Below are 15,310 nucleotides of genomic sequence, written 5' to 3' on the forward strand. Positions count from 1 at the left end.
ACCCCATGTCTCATATTATTGTCATTGGTGCCGGTCAGGCAGGCGCATCTTTGACAGCAAAATTGCGAGCTGAAGGGTATGATGGCGATATCACATTGATTGGGCAGGAATCCGTACTACCCTATCAGCGTCCCCCCTTATCCAAAGCTTACCTTCTGGGCGAGATGGATGCTGAACGGTTGTATCTACGTCCAGAGCAATTTTATGCCGACCAGAAGATCAATCTGCGTCTTGGCCAGACGATAGACCATATCGACAGGCAGTCTCAGATCATTCGAATTGGGAATGACATTTTGAAATACGATCAACTTGCGTTGACCACAGGTGCCAGCCCAAGGCGCTTGCCTTCGGCTATTGGTGGCGACTTGCCGGGGGTCCATGTCGTGCGGACCTTGGCCGATGTTGATCAAATGGCAGCAGAGTTTTCACCCGGTAAACACGTCCTGATTGTTGGCGGCGGCTATATTGGTTTGGAAGCCGCTGCCGTTGCAACCAAGCTGGGCGTCAAGGTCACGCTCATTGAAATGGCGGACCGGATTTTACAACGCGTAGCGGCACCTGAAACATCCGATTACTTCCGCGCGCTTCACGCCGCGCATGGGGTCGAGATACTGGAAGGCTTAGGTCTGCAACAGCTAACGGGCCAGCATCGTGTGACCGGTGCCATTCTGACAGATGGAACTAAACATACGTTTGATTTTGTGATCGCAGGTGTAGGTGTTGCGCCGGAAGACACGCTTGCCAAAAGCGCCGGTTTGGATATCGGCAACGGGGTCAAAACTAATGCGTTCGGTCAAACCTCGGACCCTTTGATCTGGGCTGCGGGGGATTGCGCGTCCTTTCCCTGGAAAGGAGAACGCATAAGGCTTGAAAGTGTCCAGAACGCTATTGATCAGGCCGAGTTGGTCGCGCGCAACATGCTTGGCGCTGGTGAAGAATATTACCCGCAACCTTGGTTCTGGTCCGACCAGTATGATGTAAAGCTTCAGATTGCAGGGCTGAACACAGGCTATGATCGGGTGGTCCGCAGACGCGGCGATAACCAAGCTGCGTCACATTGGTACTTCGCTGGACAAACACTTCTGGCCGTTGATGCCATGAATGACCCGCGTGCTTATATGGTCGGGAAACGTCTGATCGAAGCGGGCAAAAATCCTGACCCATCTATAATCGCTGATCCAACGACCGACCTGAAAGCACTGCTGCAAAAGTGAGGATCATCGCCGGTAAATATCGAGGCACAGCACTCAGCGTCGTCGGCAAAGGGGATAAAACCGCTCATCTGCGCCCCACAACGGATCGGGTGCGTGAAAACCTGTTCAATATCTTGCTTGGAGGACGTTTTAATGACCCTGTCACGGATATGCGCGTTCTCGACCTGTTTGCTGGTACAGGCGCCCTAGGGTTAGAGGCACTCTCGCGCGGGGCAGCCCATGTGACATTTGTTGATAGTGGTCGGGCCGCGCAAAACTTGATCCGAAGCAATATTGCCAAGCTTCACGCGCAAGAGGACACGGCCCTGATCAACAGGGACGCCACGCGCATCGGAACAAACCAGACACTGTCATTCGATCTTGTCTTTCTTGACCCGCCTTACGGAAAAGAGCTTGGGGAACAAGCTTTGGAAGCTGCATGTGACGGTAACTGGCTTGCCGATGATGCATTGATCATCTGGGAAGAAAATCAGCAGAAACCCGCCCCAGACGGATTTGAGTTACTCGACAGTCGTAAATACGGGGATACCCGGATAATGGTCTTGAGGTCTGCAGGGCCTCGCGCCCCGCAAACCTGAAAACGCTTACTTCAAAGTTCCAGCAACAGCTGCACGAGCGTCTTCAACCAGACCAGCACCATCAAGACCTTTTGCTGTCGCCTCAGCAATCCATTCGGTGATCACCTCATCGCCAAGCGCCTTGATCTGCGCGGTCTCATCTTCTGAGATCACGCCGATCTCGTTTCCGGCGTCTGCCATCTGCGCCTTGCCGCCGACATCACCCTCGTCATGGGCGCGCCCTGCCCATCCCGAGGCTTCAAGTCCGGAATTTGCGTCAATCACGGCTTTCAGGTCATCGGGCAGGCTTTCATATTTCGCCTTGTTCATTGCCCAGATGAAGTAAAGATTATAAAGCGCCTGATCCCCGGCCACATCTGTATGGCTGTCAGTCAATTCATCCAGCTTCAGGGATGGGGACATTTCCCAAGTGATAACGCCACCATCAACCACACCTTTCGACAGGGCTTCCGGGAAGGCGGGGACAGGCATCCCAACCGGTGTTGCGCCTAGTTTTTTCAGAAGCAATGTCGCCGGACGGGACGGGCCACGCAGTTTGAGCCCTTTGAAATCCTCAATCGCCGCAATGGCCGGGCCTTTCTTATGCACCAGCCCCGGTCCATGCATATGGGCGGCGATCAGATGCACATCGGCAAAATCGTCCATAAGATGCTTTTGCGTGAACATCCACGCAGCGCGACTGGCCTCTTCACCCTTCTTGGTGGTCATGAATGGCAGTTCCATAGCTTCCGCTTCGGGAAAACGACCCGGCTGATAGCCTGGGATCACCCAGCCACCATCAATTGCCCCATCGCGGATCAGATCATACTGAGAGGGTGCTTTGCCTCCAAGCTGCATGAATGGATACAATTCCACTTTGATACGACCACCGCTATCCTTTTCGATCTTATCCGCCCATGGCTGCATGAAATAGGTCGGATTGGCCGATTTGGGCGAGACGAAATGCTGAAATCGCAGGGTTACGTCTTGTGCAATAGCCATCGACGTGCTCGCAACAGTGAACAAGGCAAAGGCAGTGGTCTTGAGAAAGGTCATGATCAGACCTCCTATATTCAGGATCATTAGAAGCGCAATTTGCGCTGCGTGAGGTATGTATGCAATTCCTTGCCAGTTGCAAGTCATTCTCAAGAATGGCCGCAAGATATTGTGGCTCTCGGCGGTTGTTCACCTATCGCTAATATGTGATGGTACATAAAATTCAAGAGCATGAAACACCACCCAACAGGCCAAATACTGAATGTTTGACCCGACGCAATTGTTGTCCACAGTCTTCGGTTTTGACACCTTCCGTCCCGGACAGGCCGAGATCGTACAGGCGGTTTGCGAAGGACAGAATACGCTGGCTATCATGCCCACGGGTGGTGGCAAATCTCTGTGTTTTCAATTGCCAGCTTTGGCACGCGATGGTGTGACTGTCGTGGTCTCACCACTTATAGCTTTGATGCGCGATCAGGTCCGCGCTTTGAAAACTGCAGGCGTGGTAGCTGGCACGCTGACGTCGGGCAATACGCCAGAGGAAACGGACGAAGTTTTTGCAGCCCTGCATGCGGGGCAGCTAAAACTTCTCTATATTGCGCCGGAAAGATTGGCATCTTCGGGCACTCAAGACCTTCTGAGGCGCAGCAACGTGTCACTGATTGCCGTGGATGAGGCCCATTGTGTCAGCCAATGGGGGCACGACTTCAGACCGGACTACCTGCGCATCGGCGCATTGCGCAAGACGCTTGATGTGCCTCTTGCGGCCTTCACGGCAACGGCTGATGCCGAAACGCGGACCGAAATCATAACGCGGTTATTTGACGGCGCGACACCAAAGACCTTTCTACAAGGCTTTGACCGCCCCAATATTCACCTTGCCTTTCAGCCTAAAAATGGGCCTCGCCGCCAAATTCTGGACTTTACCAGCGCACGTCGCGGGCAGTCGGGTATAGTCTATTGTGGCACGCGCGCCAAGACCGAAACACTCGCACGGGCTCTTAGTGATGATGGGCATAACGCATGCCATTACCACGGCGGTATGGACCCTGATGATCGACGCATTGTCGAAAACCGCTTTAGCCGCGAGGACGGGCTGATCGTCACCGCCACAATCGCTTTTGGCATGGGCGTGGACAAACCAGATATCCGCTGGGTGGCCCATGCCGATCTGCCAAAATCAATTGAAAGCTACTATCAGGAAATTGGCCGCGCGGGCCGCGATGGTGCGGCGGCTGAAACTCTGACGCTTTACGGGTCGGACGATATTAGGTTCCGCCGCCAACAGATCGACGAGAGCCCAGCGCCGGATGCGCGTAAATCTGCGGATCACGCGCGCCTCAATGCGCTTTTGGGCTTGGCTGAAGCTTTGAAATGTCGCCGTGAGAATCTGCTTGGCTATTTTGGTGAGACCGATATTTCCTGCGGAAATTGTGATCTTTGCGATAAGCCCGTCGAGACATTCGACGGGACCGAGGCTGTTCGTAAAGCGCTGTCCGCCATTCTGCGAACAGGTGAATATTTTGGGGCCGGGCACCTGACAGATATTCTGCGCGGTGTTGAAACCGACAAAATACGCCAGCGTGGCCATGATGAATTGCCGACCTTTGGGGTGGGCAAAAGCTTGGACAAAGCGCAATGGAACGCTGTGTTCCGCCAAATGATGGGTCATGATCTGATCCGTCCCGACCCTGCCCGACATGGCGCTTTACGCATGACCGAGATGGCGCGCCCAATCCTACGGGATGAGGCAAAGATCACCTTGCGGCGCGATACGATCCAGAAAGCCACCGGCCGGCCGACCGTCCGCACGCTGGTCAGCGAGGAAGACGCGCCGCTTCTTTCTGCGCTGAAAGCCAAGCGCCGCGCTCTGGCCGAAACCGCGCGCGTGCCTGCCTATGTGATTTTCAATGACCGAACGCTTATTGAAATGGCCGAAACCCGGCCTGTCGATCTTGACGCTTTTGCCCGCATCAATGGCGTTGGTGCGAAAAAGCTGGAAAATTTTGGGCAGTCTTTTCTTGAGGTCATCAATGGCAGCGCTCCGGATGCGCAGCACCCTGCCCGACGCAAACTTGCAGGTCGTGATACAGGGACGATCTATGACCGACTTCTTGAAGCGCAGGCCGAGTTGACCCGTGGCGCGTATGGACATGACAAACCCCTGACCTGCTCGGCCACGCTGCTGGCAAAGATTGCAGAACGTCGGCCCAATGATTTACAGGCAATGCAAAGACTTCTGGGTGAAAAACGCGCAGAAAGGTTCGGAGACGCGTTTCTTAAGGTCGTCCAGACCGAATAATACTGGTCGCCGAAGCCTACAGAAAGCTATCCACTGTCGCATAACTACAGCTTCATAAAATATCTATGTAAACAAATAATGGGGGGTTTTGGTGCCCAGGAGAGGCACCGCTCAACATTTCCATAGTAGAACATAGAGAAACTAAATATATGTTCTGTATCAGCTATTTGGAAATCACGCTCTACATTGAAAATCATAGCTGAACATACTTTCGCTATTTGAAAGGTGGGCTATAAAAGGTGGGCTGGTGATCTATAACACGCTCAATCAGATGAAAGCCAAAAACCTTGCGGCGGGCAAGTATGCCGACGGACAAGGCCTCTGGTTGATCAAACGTAGCAAGAATGCGGGCAAATGGATACAACGCCTGTATACTGACAGCAAACGCCGGGAAATGGATCTGGGGCGGTGGCCAGACGTCTCTATCTCGGAAGCGCGTGAAAAAGCTGCGCAGGCCCGCAAAGCGCTTCGAGATGGTGTTGACCCTATTCAGGCTAAACACAGCGCCAAGCAACGTATGCATCGCCTCAACGTCGCCGACGCGATTGATAGCTGTTTCAAGGCACGACAAGCGGAGCTTAAAGGGGATGGCAAAGCCGGACGCTGGCTGTTTCCCTTGAAAGTTCATGCTATTCCCAAGATCGGCAAGAAAGCTATTGAGGATATAGATCAGCATGAGTTGAAGCGCGTATTAGAGCCAATCTGGCATGAAAAGGCTGTGACCGCCCGGAAGGTACTTAATCGCCTCAACCTAACGCTCAAACACGCCGCTGCCTTGGGGCTTGATGTTGATCTGCAAGCCACCATGAAAGCCCGCGCCTTATTGGGTAAACAACGACATGAAGCCAAACATATTCCGTCCTTGCCGTATCAAGAAGCCCCTGCCTTTTACCAATGGTTATGCACCAAGGAAATCATATCAGCGTATGCCTTGCGATTTCTCATTCTTACCGCTGCCCGCACCAGCGAAGTGCGGTTTGCCACCTATGATGAGATTAATAATGACATCTGGACATTACCGCCTGAACGCACCAAGACGGGTCAAGAACATCGGGTGCCGCTGACAGATGAAGCGCTACGGGTGATTGCACTAGCCAAAGCGTCTAGTGATCAAGAACTGCTGTTTCCATCATTACGTGGCAAAGCTCTATCTGACGCGGCGATGTCTCGATTCATGGAGCGTGAAGGGTATTCGGCGCGACCGCATGGCTTCCGGGCGACCTTTCGGACGTGGGTAGAAGAGCAAACCACCACGCCGTTTGAGGTGAAGGAAGCAGCGTTGGGGCATGTGGTGGATAGCGAGGTGGTGCGGGCTTATCAGCGAAGTGATCGGTTGGAGATGCGTCGTGAACTCACGTTAAGTTGGACACAATACATATCAACGAATCCTCTCCCACTATAGCATATGTGCACACTGATCTGATTGTAAATGAGCGAACGAGACGTTCAGCGTTCGGATCAGTATTCGAAATGCCCTATCATTTACTTGCACCTCTCTTAGGAGCTGCTGCGTCTGCATCGAGAGCTGCCGCCTGAATCAAACCTGGATTTCCGGTCAGTCAACGTTTCAAGCAAGTCAGACAGTTTCTGAAATTGTTCATATGCTTCAGGGGCGTCACCTGTTCTAATACTGCCCCGGCCCGGGTAGGCATGGTGGTTTGGCAGGTTGGTGAGACTGTCCGCCGGGATGTCTGCCAATTGCCGGGACAGCAGCGGCGCATCCAGTGCGCCCACCCGGAAACAGAGCAGGCTCCCCACATTGCCTATAATGGCAGCGAACACCTCGGGGGATGTCTGCGCGGTATGCTGCTGCGCCAGTGTTAATCCGATGCCATATTTACGCGTTTCAGATAATGTCTCGGCAAAGGCTGCGGTGGTCAGGGAATGGAATTCATCCACGTAAATCATGAATGGACGACGGGCCTGTTCGTCTTGACCCTGACGGCTGAACGCCGCATTGGTGAGCGCCGAGACAAGCAAGCCCCCCAGCACATTCGCCAGATCACCCCCCAACTGCCCCTTGGTCAGGTTCACAATCAAGCCCTGCCCGTTATCCATAATGGACCGCAAGCGTAGCGGTTTCTGCGGCGTACACAGTGCTGTGCGGATCACCGGATGGGCCAGAAACGCGCCCAGCTTATTGGCAATCGGGGCCACCCCATCCACGGCGGTTTTGTAGTTCATGCGGGGGAACTCGTCGGTCCAGAATTGACGCACCTGCGTGTCTCTGATCTGGGGCAGCACCGTGTCTCGGAACGCCTTATCCAGATAGAGCGGGATGATCTGACGCAGATCAGGCGCGGTGGTCTCCAGCAGCGCCAGAATGGCATAGCGCAACAGATGCTCCATCCGCACGCCCCACGCGTCGGCCCATTGCTTTTTCAGGGCCTCGATCAGGCCCGAGGCCACCAAGGGCCGCAAGGCGGGCGAGGTCTTGGTGAGCGGGTTGTACCCATAGGGGCTGGTCGGATCAGCGACGTTCCAGACATGCACCTTCTGCGCATCACCCTGCGCGACCGACCGCGCGAGATCCCCCGCCAGATCGCCATGCGGGTCGATCAGACAAAACCCGAGCCCCTGCGCTGCATCCTGCCGGGCCATGTTAAAGAGCAATGTAGACTTACCCGTGCCGGTCTTTCCGATGATGTACAGGTGCAGCAGACGATCTGGCAGGCGCATACCAAAAGGCCGGTCGCCGTAGCGGCCATAGCCAAGACCAAGGGTAGTGATGTGCGGATGTGGTGGGGGCATCCGCTAAGGATGAGGGACACCGGCAAGGCTGGCTAGGTGGTCGCTGAGGGGGCGCAATGCGCACGGGCATTCCAGAGTTTCAAAAAGATTCGATCTCCCAGTATACACTTGAGAGGGCTAATTGACTGCAATCAGCAGTACTGTTTCCTAAAATGAATGCAAAAAGCCTCCAAGGTAAGGATTTCCCTACTTACCAGATTTGACGCTTGACGAACGACATGATCCTTGATGATCGTAGCGCCAATCGAATATATTTTAAACAAATGTACGTTTAGTTAGTTGTCTATAGTTGCCATATTTATACAAAATATGATTTTGCATACTAAAAATAAATTAGATATATTTTTCGCCCTTTTAGATACAAATCACGTATTTCCGGCAGTACAGTATTTTACTACTTGCTACTTATGGTGCACAAACAAAGCCTACAAGAAATTTGCTTCCAGTTAAAACCTCGGTTGGAGAAAATAAATGATGCGGATGATAGCGTTAATATTATGTATGCTTAGCCACCAAGCTGTGGCGGGGGACGTGCTCAAAAGAACAGACGAACTCGGTAGAGACTTACGATATGTCTTGTGGAACATTCCGAATGAGGTTGTAGAAAACCTTGCTGCTGATCCTAAATTTGAGGATTTAGACGCAGAGTTTAAATCCGATGATTTACGCCAATATGATACGGTGATTTTCGCAATAAAAGATATTGAACAGCTCAACGAATTTCCACTTACGGATGAATTGGGGTTTGACCTAAATGAAATCGCTGACGCTATAGATCAGTCGCAATTTTTACTTGAAACCAGGCTATTCAATGAAACAAATACCTGGATTAAATTTACGTTTGTTCCTCATTCAATTTTTGAAAACAAGGGAACAGATTGTCAGTCGGAAATTGCATATAAAATCCTTCAAATTCCGCTTAAATGGGAATCGACTGAAAATAAACTCAAAGACATAACAAAATGTGAAGGTAATTAAAAAATGGGTAAAGTATTACACAGTGAATTTAGTCAATTGTTCCTCTCCTTTTATTTTCATTAAGTTTACAAAATATGATATTAGTCCCTGAAAGCCTGCCACGCTTACACTTCAATTTTCAATTACAAATCGTGCATTTTATATACTTCGATATTTTGCTACTTACAGCCTACACGAAAACCCATGCCTGAGTACGTTCTCAGTGCACCCCATGATCGGAGACAATGAAATGATGCGGATGATAGCGTTAATATTGTGTATGCTTAGCTACCAAGCTGTAGCGGGCGACACGCTCAAAAGATCAGATGAGCTTGATAGAGATTTAAGGTACATCCTATGGAACATCCCGAATGAGGTTGTAGAAAAGCTTGTTTCTGATCCTAAATTTGAAGACTTGGACGTAGACTTTTCGTCTGAAGACCTACGCGAATATGACACGGTTGTTTTTGCAATTGACGATATAGAGCAAGTTAAGGTCTTTCCCCTTGCGGATGAGTTGAACTTTAATATGGAAAAAATCTCTAATGCGTTAGAGCTGTCAGATATATTTATTGATGGTAGACGTTTTGACGAAACAAAAACTTGGATAAAGTTTACGTTTATACCACTTTCAGCTTTTGAAAACGTAAAAATAGATTGCCAGTCAGAGATTGTCTATAAGGTTTTACAAATCCCTTTGGAATGGAAACCATCAAAAAATGAAGCGAAAAACCTATTAACATGTGAAAGTGAGTAAAATGGGCGATATTTTTCCGGCGTTGCAAATTTTTCTGTTGATTCTGGCCCTATAACTTTAAAAAAGAGCGAAAATGGGGCGTCCTTCTCCCTTAAAATTCCTGGTAGGGAAGTGAGTGGAACGGTAACCGAAATCCCAGACAGCATTAAGGTAACTGGAACCACTACATTTAAAGATAATACAATTGATACGGCATTCGAGCGCACTGAGGACGACAGGCTTGACGGTATTTCACTATCTGTAACAGGAGGAAAAAAATATGACCTCGGAAAAGCAGGTACTTTGAAAGCCACTGTCGGTTTAAGCTACGAGACTACGACCGAAACCTTGCCAGACGGATCAGTCAAGCACGTCACAACCTATGGTGTTCCGGCTAAAGCAACCGCTACTGTTGACGTGCCAGATACGCCTATCTCTGTAGGGGGAAGCTCGACCTTACATCATCAATATCCTACGAAACCATTGTTAGTAAGACTGGCGAAATTAAAACAGACAGAACAATTGAAGTTCTTGGCGCTGAACTAATAGTCGATGATAGTCTTCCGATACAACGCCTTGAAGAGATATATGAGGAAGAGCTTATGAGGGAAGATAATCCTGATCTTCCCTCTCTCGAAGAACGGATATCTCAACGGATTGAGACCGAAGAATACCGCAATAACACACCAAATGGTGGCAACCTCCCTGATCCTCCACCATATACCGGTGGCGGCGATAATGATAGCCCTGCGGAGTCTCCAAGCGGCGGAGGTGGTGGAGGCGGCGGTGCTGACAGTGGGCGTGTTGGCGGTGGCGGCGGATCACCATCTTTGAGCGACATGGCCGGTGGTAACACAACACCTTCACCCGGCGGTGGCGGTTATACTTATGATGGTGGTGGCGTAACTTATACCGGTGACAGCACTGGCGCAAATATCCCGGTTGTTCTTGACCTTGATAATGACGGTATCGAAATTAATTTTGGACAAGACATTTATTTCGATGTTGATGGCGATGGATATCGCGAACAAACATCCTGGGCGTCTGCTGATGATGGTTTTCTGGTTATCGATCTGAATGCTGATGGAACAATTGGTGACGGTGATGATGTCATTGATCAGGCGCGCGAACTTTCCTTCGGTAAATGGTCGGACGTAGCGCGGACAGACCTTCAAGCGCTGGCCGAAGCCGTTGATGATGACGGCAATCGGATTTTCGATACGAATGGCGACGGCCTGCTTACTAGCGCTGATGCAGCCTGGTCTTCCTTCCGGGTCTGGCAGGACACAAATCAGGATGCAGAAACACAAGACGGTGAATTACAAACGCTCGACAGCTTAGGCTTCACCCAGATCAATCTTACATACGAAGACGGCACAGATTACGCCAATACGAACGATGATATAACCGTCTTCGAAAACTCTCTTTATGGTCGGGCGTCATATATCAGAAATGGCGAAACAGTTGTCGAAGGTGTTGGTGACGTCGCACTCACATATCTCAAGGATGGTTGGCGAACGGTCGAAACGGAACTGGGCTATGACCTACAACTTGAAAGTGGCACAACTGTATCATATGGCGCTACAGAAGGTAAAACCTTTACAGACATCAACCTCACCCAAAACAATCTTCGCGGCGCGTTTGGCGACGATAGGGCGAACCGCCTGGATGCCAGAGGCAGTACTGAAAGCGTTCTGTTGCAAGCATTCGAAGGAAATGACTCCCTTTATGGCTCAGCTGAATCAGACACATTGAGCGGTGGTGCTGGTAATGACAGATTATACGGAGGCGATGGTGATGACATTCTCGATGGCGGTGATGGCAAAGATTATTTCCGGGACGGTTCCGGAACCAACACCTTTATTGGCGGCGACGGTGTTGACCTCGTCTCCCTCTATGACAGCACGGTTGGTGTAACCGTCGATTTGGCCGATGGATCGAACTCCAAAGGTGACATCTATGACAGCATCGAGAGTTTGCAAGGATCTAAATCGGCAGACGACTTTTTCTACGGCAGTGACGTGGCGAACTCACTCAGTGGTGCCGGTGGAAATGACAAATTGCAAGGACGTGGCGGCAACGACAGGTTAAGCGGCGGAGCTGGAGACGATTGGATCGATGGCGGCGAAGGAAGCGATCAACTCACTGGCGGCGCAGGCGCAGATAACTTTGCGTTTTCAGGCAGTATTGGAAAAGACCGGATCAGGGATTTCGACGCCAGTGAAGGCGATATGTTGAAATTTCTTGATACAGCCTCACTCTTTGGTGACGCAGACATTACCGCCGAAGAAATCCTGACCCAGCATGGTCGCGCCAACGGAGATCATTATGTTATTTCGACCATCGATGGCGGTGCCATTACGGTATGGGAGACGAGCTATGATGATCTGTTAAATAACATTGATGTGTCCGCCTCCCCCGTAGAAAGCCTCTCGGAAAGTGCGGTCGCGAATTTTGGCGGATATCGGGTTGGAATCGGATATGATGTCACGATCACAGGTGGTGATGCTAAATTAGCCGGCTTAAAATATGATGAAGTATACAATCTTGATCGAACTGCTGATTTTCATGCGGATCGTGATGTGCAGATGTCCGTATTCGCCGCAAAGGAAGACGCTCTATCTGGTGGTGAGTTTACCAATAATCTCGCGGAAAACATCGACATCATCAACTGGGTCATAAACCAAGGCTTCACGGAACAGGATAATGGCGATGGCACAGGTCGGAACTATACCCATTCCGAAGTACAGCATGTGATATGGGGGCTGACCGACGGGAACTCAACAATGAAACACCTTGGTAGTATTCAAGGGTTCTGGAACGGCACGCAAGAAAACATTGATGAGCTGTTAGCTCTCGCAATGGAAAATGGCGAAGGCTACGTGGCTGGTGCGGGAGACAAAGCGACGGTGATCCTACGCGCTGATGACACACAGGACGGCTATGATGAAGCCAATGACTTCGATGACGTGTTTCTTGTCGCCGTTCCATATGATGATTTGATTTCATAACAAGCCGCACAACTACACACGCACAAAAGGCCCCTGATGAAGATCGGGGCCTTTTTCTGTGGTCAAGTTGCGCACTGTCTCACTATGCCAATCCCCTGCAAGACCGCACTTTCTCATCCGTCATCACGCAGAGGCCTTGGTATGTGCCAACCGTATCCGGGGCTATCTAGCATTGGTATCTGGGATGCTGATATCCTGTTCGGTACGAAGGAATAGAAAGGGTGTAGGCTGCTTTGAGCCACCACCAAAGCGGTCGGGTCTGCGGCGAAAGGGATCTCCCTTTCGCGGGCTCAGGAATCCCTACCGCTTGGTGGTTTTGCTGTCTCAAAAGCAGACGACACATATAGACAGCGGGCATATGGTGCCACCTATGGAACAGAGGGTCCAACCGTTAAAGTGATACCTGCTTTATAAGCCGTAACAATAATCATATGTCTAAAACAGATTTCTCTGTTGATCTGGGGCTGGTGCGTAAACGATCCGGCCTCACCCAGCGTGATTGCGCGCATTTACTCAATATCCATCAGGGCACCTTCTCTGATCTGGAGACCGGCAAACGGGTGCCCACCCTGATCCAGCTCTGCACCCTGTCTGTGCTCTATAACCGTTCGTTTCAAAGCCTGTTCAATGAACTGCTGGCCGAAGCCAGAGACAGCCTGCGGGAGCGCTTGCCGTCCCTGCCGGAGACCCCCGAGACCTGGCTGCACAGCGCCAACCGGGGTCAGCATCTGGCCCGGTTGTCCGAGCGGTTAGCAGCATCAGATGAGGCTTATGGAACGGCTTAGGGTGCTGTCCATCGCCGTGGCCAGCGGCAAGATCGGCTATGCGTTCTTCGTGGGTGAGCGGCTGGCCGATTGGGGCATCTCGAAGAAAGCCAGCCAGTCTCCGGCATTGGCCGCCCGGTTGTCTCGGACTGGATCAAGCGGTTCACACCGCAGGTGGTGATCTCGGAACAGATCACCAAGGACACCAAAAAGAGTGCCAGGACCCATGCGGTGATTGCCGCCGTGCAGAAGGTGGGCGAAGATGTCCATACGCTGCTGGATGTGCAGGTTGAGCGGATACAGACCTTTCCCAACAAATACGCCGAGGCGCAGGCCCTGGCTGTGCAATATCCTGATCTCTATACCCGGTTGCCCAAACGACGGCGCTTCTGGGACGCTGAGCCCCGCACCACGATCCTCTTTGAAGCGGTGGCCCTGGCCAAGCAGATCCTCAATGGCCCAACGCCCGCCCTGGCCCGCGCTCTGGGCTAAGCTGCAAAACTTCGTTCTTTTCTGTTCTTTGACGATGCTCTGATCACCTTGGCTTGTCTGCCGTCTCCCGTCGTCGGGTGCGCCTGAACCCCTTTCAGACGCCACCCAGCGACAGGAGACATGAGATGAGACCAAGACAAATAGCAATTGATGAGCTGGTGGGGGCCTACCCGCTTTGCCCCCATTGCGGGGCCACTGACGTGGTGCGGGATGCCTGGGCTGCATGGAGTCTGCTGACCCGTGATTGGGAGCTCAAATGCGTCTTTGATAGCGTCAGCTGCGATGCCTGCGGTGTGGAAGGCACGCCCAACTGGAAGATCGACAAGGATTTCCGCACCAAGCGTATCCGCCGCCTCAATGACGACTTGCGCCGCGGGCAATGCCCCCACGCTTCAGTGGTTCTGACCGCCGGACTCCGGGATAAAAAGCAGCACGCGTTGTCTGAGATATATCAGGCCGTAGCCTGCTTTGAGGCCTTCACCGAAGACAATGACCCCCACGGCGAACATGACTTCGGCGCGTTCACCCTGCACGGCGAGAAGCTGTTCTGGAAGATCGACTATTTTGATCTGTCCCTGAAGTACCATTCACCCGATCCGGCCAATGGTGATCTCACGCATCGCGTGCTCACCATCATGCTGGCCAGTGAATACTGATGGGACGCTCACGCAAACCGCTGCGCATGGCAGATAAGGAAGCAGTCTTCAAAATCGCCACACGCAGCTTGCCAGACCGGTATGCAGCGCAGATTGCGGTCGGGATGACGGACGCAGAGCTTCTCACCGCCCTGGAGGCCGTTCTCGGCATCTTTGGCGGCAGCGCAGGCCCTGGCAGCCTCCATGTCTCGCAGCAAGGCGCAGGGCTCAAGATCTGGGGCTCGTGGGAGATCCATAACACCCACACCGAGCCACCCCTGTTTCAGGGCAAGCACACGCTGGCCATGGCCCGTAGAGTGTATCAGATCGCAGACCCAGACGACACACAGCTCAGCCTGTTCTGAGCACACCCCCGGCGCAACTGCGGCGGGGGTTTCTTATGCAGTATGGGTTTTGGTCCAAGCGCGCCGGTGCTGGCATCTGTACGGAGATGTGCTATGATGTATACATATGAATAAATCTTCATCAGGAGCTGACATTGTGGCCAATCGCGCGACTGTAACCTTTAACACTTCGCCAGAGGTAAAAGAACGTCTGGACCGGCTGGCGACGATTACCAACCGCTCAAAATCGTATCTCACCAACGTGGCTGTGCAACAATATCTGGCAGAAGAAGAAGCCTTCTTTGCCGATGTGGCAGAGGGTGAGGCAGATATTGAGGCGGGAGATGTGCTGAACTCAACCGAGCTGAAAACCAGTCTCAATACCGCCATTGAGACCGTAAGCGGTGTTGCCAAACCCGCATGATCCTGGTCTGGTCCCGGCGCGCGCAGCGAAACCTGCAATGCTCTCTTCGCCACGCAGACCAGCCAAAACGATGCGGATCTTCTCTTCCGGTGAATACGCCTGGCGCGTCTTGCGGCGGATGTTCTTT

Annotated in this window: 15 protein-coding genes; 13 read left to right on the top strand and 2 right to left on the bottom strand. The window is 52.0% G+C overall.

The annotated features are described in order from the left end of the window. Positions 1 to 5: 5 nt before the first annotated feature. Both ACZ1HF_RS11350 and rsmD read left to right on the top strand, forming a co-directional pair. The gene (locus tag ACZ1HF_RS11350) at positions 6 to 1,214 is read left to right on the top strand and encodes an NAD(P)/FAD-dependent oxidoreductase (RefSeq protein WP_472657605.1); all 1,209 of its coding nucleotides are present in this window, start codon (positions 6 to 8) and stop codon (positions 1,212 to 1,214) included. Beyond that, on the top strand, positions 1,211 to 1,792 hold the full coding sequence (gene rsmD, locus ACZ1HF_RS11355; protein WP_472657606.1) for a 16S rRNA (guanine(966)-N(2))-methyltransferase RsmD: 582 nt from the start codon (positions 1,211 to 1,213) through the stop codon (positions 1,790 to 1,792). The genes ACZ1HF_RS11350 and rsmD overlap by 4 nt, the downstream gene beginning before the upstream one ends. A 6-nt stretch (positions 1,793 to 1,798) precedes the next feature. Here the strand turns inward: rsmD and ACZ1HF_RS11360 are convergent, their stop codons facing one another. Then, positions 1,799 to 2,827: a TRAP transporter substrate-binding protein gene (locus ACZ1HF_RS11360; RefSeq protein WP_472657607.1), complete on the bottom strand. Its 1,029-nt coding sequence runs from the start codon at positions 2,825 to 2,827 to the stop codon at positions 1,799 to 1,801. A gap of 202 nt (positions 2,828 to 3,029) precedes the next feature. Between ACZ1HF_RS11360 and recQ the strand changes: the two genes are divergently transcribed. Continuing rightward, positions 3,030 to 5,069 carry a DNA helicase RecQ gene (recQ, locus tag ACZ1HF_RS11365; RefSeq protein ID WP_472657608.1) on the top strand — a complete coding sequence of 680 codons (2,040 nt, stop codon included), beginning with the start codon at positions 3,030 to 3,032 and terminating at the stop codon, positions 5,067 to 5,069. A gap of 247 nt (positions 5,070 to 5,316) precedes the next feature. Then, on the top strand, positions 5,317 to 6,471 hold the full coding sequence (locus ACZ1HF_RS11370; RefSeq protein WP_472657609.1) for a tyrosine-type recombinase/integrase: 1,155 nt from the start codon (positions 5,317 to 5,319) through the stop codon (positions 6,469 to 6,471). A 95-nt stretch (positions 6,472 to 6,566) separates the two neighbouring features. On the opposite strand, the gene ACZ1HF_RS11375 is transcribed toward ACZ1HF_RS11370, so the two are convergent. Next, entirely contained in the window at positions 6,567 to 7,820 is a 1,254-nt protein-coding gene (locus tag ACZ1HF_RS11375; protein WP_472657610.1) for a type IV secretory system conjugative DNA transfer family protein, read from the bottom strand. Between the two features lie 471 nt (positions 7,821 to 8,291). On the opposite strand from ACZ1HF_RS11375, the gene ACZ1HF_RS11380 reads away from it, so the two are divergent. From ACZ1HF_RS11380 to ACZ1HF_RS11420, 9 genes are all read left to right on the top strand, one after another. After that, positions 8,292 to 8,798: a hypothetical protein gene (locus ACZ1HF_RS11380; RefSeq protein WP_472657612.1), complete on the top strand. Its 507-nt coding sequence runs from the start codon at positions 8,292 to 8,294 to the stop codon at positions 8,796 to 8,798. Positions 8,799 to 9,027: 229 nt separating this feature from the next. Next, complete coding sequence (locus ACZ1HF_RS11385) at positions 9,028 to 9,534, top strand: hypothetical protein (protein WP_472657613.1); 507 nt, start codon at positions 9,028 to 9,030, stop codon at positions 9,532 to 9,534. A gap of 111 nt (positions 9,535 to 9,645) precedes the next feature. Next, a complete protein-coding gene (locus ACZ1HF_RS11390; protein ID WP_472657614.1) occupies positions 9,646 to 10,059 on the top strand; it encodes a hypothetical protein in 414 nt (137 codons plus the stop codon). Between the two features lie 56 nt (positions 10,060 to 10,115). Continuing rightward, positions 10,116 to 12,524: a calcium-binding protein gene (locus ACZ1HF_RS11395; RefSeq protein ID WP_472657615.1), complete on the top strand. Its 2,409-nt coding sequence runs from the start codon at positions 10,116 to 10,118 to the stop codon at positions 12,522 to 12,524. A gap of 431 nt (positions 12,525 to 12,955) precedes the next feature. Beyond that, positions 12,956 to 13,309: a helix-turn-helix transcriptional regulator gene (locus ACZ1HF_RS11400; protein WP_472657616.1), complete on the top strand. Its 354-nt coding sequence runs from the start codon at positions 12,956 to 12,958 to the stop codon at positions 13,307 to 13,309. Positions 13,310 to 13,378: 69 nt separating this feature from the next. Continuing rightward, entirely contained in the window at positions 13,379 to 13,780 is a 402-nt protein-coding gene (locus tag ACZ1HF_RS11405; protein ID WP_472657617.1) for a hypothetical protein, read from the top strand. 125 nt (positions 13,781 to 13,905) lie between these two features. Then, complete coding sequence (locus tag ACZ1HF_RS11410; protein WP_472657618.1) at positions 13,906 to 14,436, top strand: DUF3768 domain-containing protein; 531 nt, start codon at positions 13,906 to 13,908, stop codon at positions 14,434 to 14,436. Continuing rightward, positions 14,436 to 14,780: a hypothetical protein gene (locus ACZ1HF_RS11415; RefSeq protein WP_472657619.1), complete on the top strand. Its 345-nt coding sequence runs from the start codon at positions 14,436 to 14,438 to the stop codon at positions 14,778 to 14,780. Before ACZ1HF_RS11410 ends, ACZ1HF_RS11415 begins: the two co-directional genes overlap by 1 nt. Positions 14,781 to 14,916: 136 nt before the next feature. Next, complete coding sequence (locus ACZ1HF_RS11420; RefSeq protein WP_472657620.1) at positions 14,917 to 15,183, top strand: CopG family ribbon-helix-helix protein; 267 nt, start codon at positions 14,917 to 14,919, stop codon at positions 15,181 to 15,183. Positions 15,184 to 15,310 lie beyond the last annotated feature (127 nt).

It is taken from the genome of Litoreibacter sp. GN1-5 (genome assembly GCF_055693805.1).

Bases quoted from the DNA above. Each gene is read 5' to 3' on its own strand.
- ACZ1HF_RS11350 (WP_472657605.1), top strand. From the start codon at position 6: ATGTCTCATATTATTGTCATTGGTGCCGGTCAGGCAGGCGCATCTTTG.
- ACZ1HF_RS11360 (WP_472657607.1), bottom strand. From the start codon at position 2,827: ATGACCTTTCTCAAGACCACTGCCTTTGCCTTGTTCACTGTTGCGAGC.
- recQ (WP_472657608.1), top strand. From the start codon at position 3,030: ATGTTTGACCCGACGCAATTGTTGTCCACAGTCTTCGGTTTTGACACC.
- ACZ1HF_RS11375 (WP_472657610.1), bottom strand. From the start codon at position 7,820: ATGCCCCCACCACATCCGCACATCACTACCCTTGGTCTTGGCTATGGC.
- ACZ1HF_RS11380 (WP_472657612.1), top strand. From the start codon at position 8,292: ATGATGCGGATGATAGCGTTAATATTATGTATGCTTAGCCACCAAGCT.
- ACZ1HF_RS11385 (WP_472657613.1), top strand. From the start codon at position 9,028: ATGATGCGGATGATAGCGTTAATATTGTGTATGCTTAGCTACCAAGCT.
- ACZ1HF_RS11395 (WP_472657615.1), top strand. From the start codon at position 10,116: ATGAGGGAAGATAATCCTGATCTTCCCTCTCTCGAAGAACGGATATCT.
- ACZ1HF_RS11400 (WP_472657616.1), top strand. From the start codon at position 12,956: ATGTCTAAAACAGATTTCTCTGTTGATCTGGGGCTGGTGCGTAAACGA.
- ACZ1HF_RS11410 (WP_472657618.1), top strand. From the start codon at position 13,906: ATGAGACCAAGACAAATAGCAATTGATGAGCTGGTGGGGGCCTACCCG.
- ACZ1HF_RS11415 (WP_472657619.1), top strand. From the start codon at position 14,436: ATGGGACGCTCACGCAAACCGCTGCGCATGGCAGATAAGGAAGCAGTC.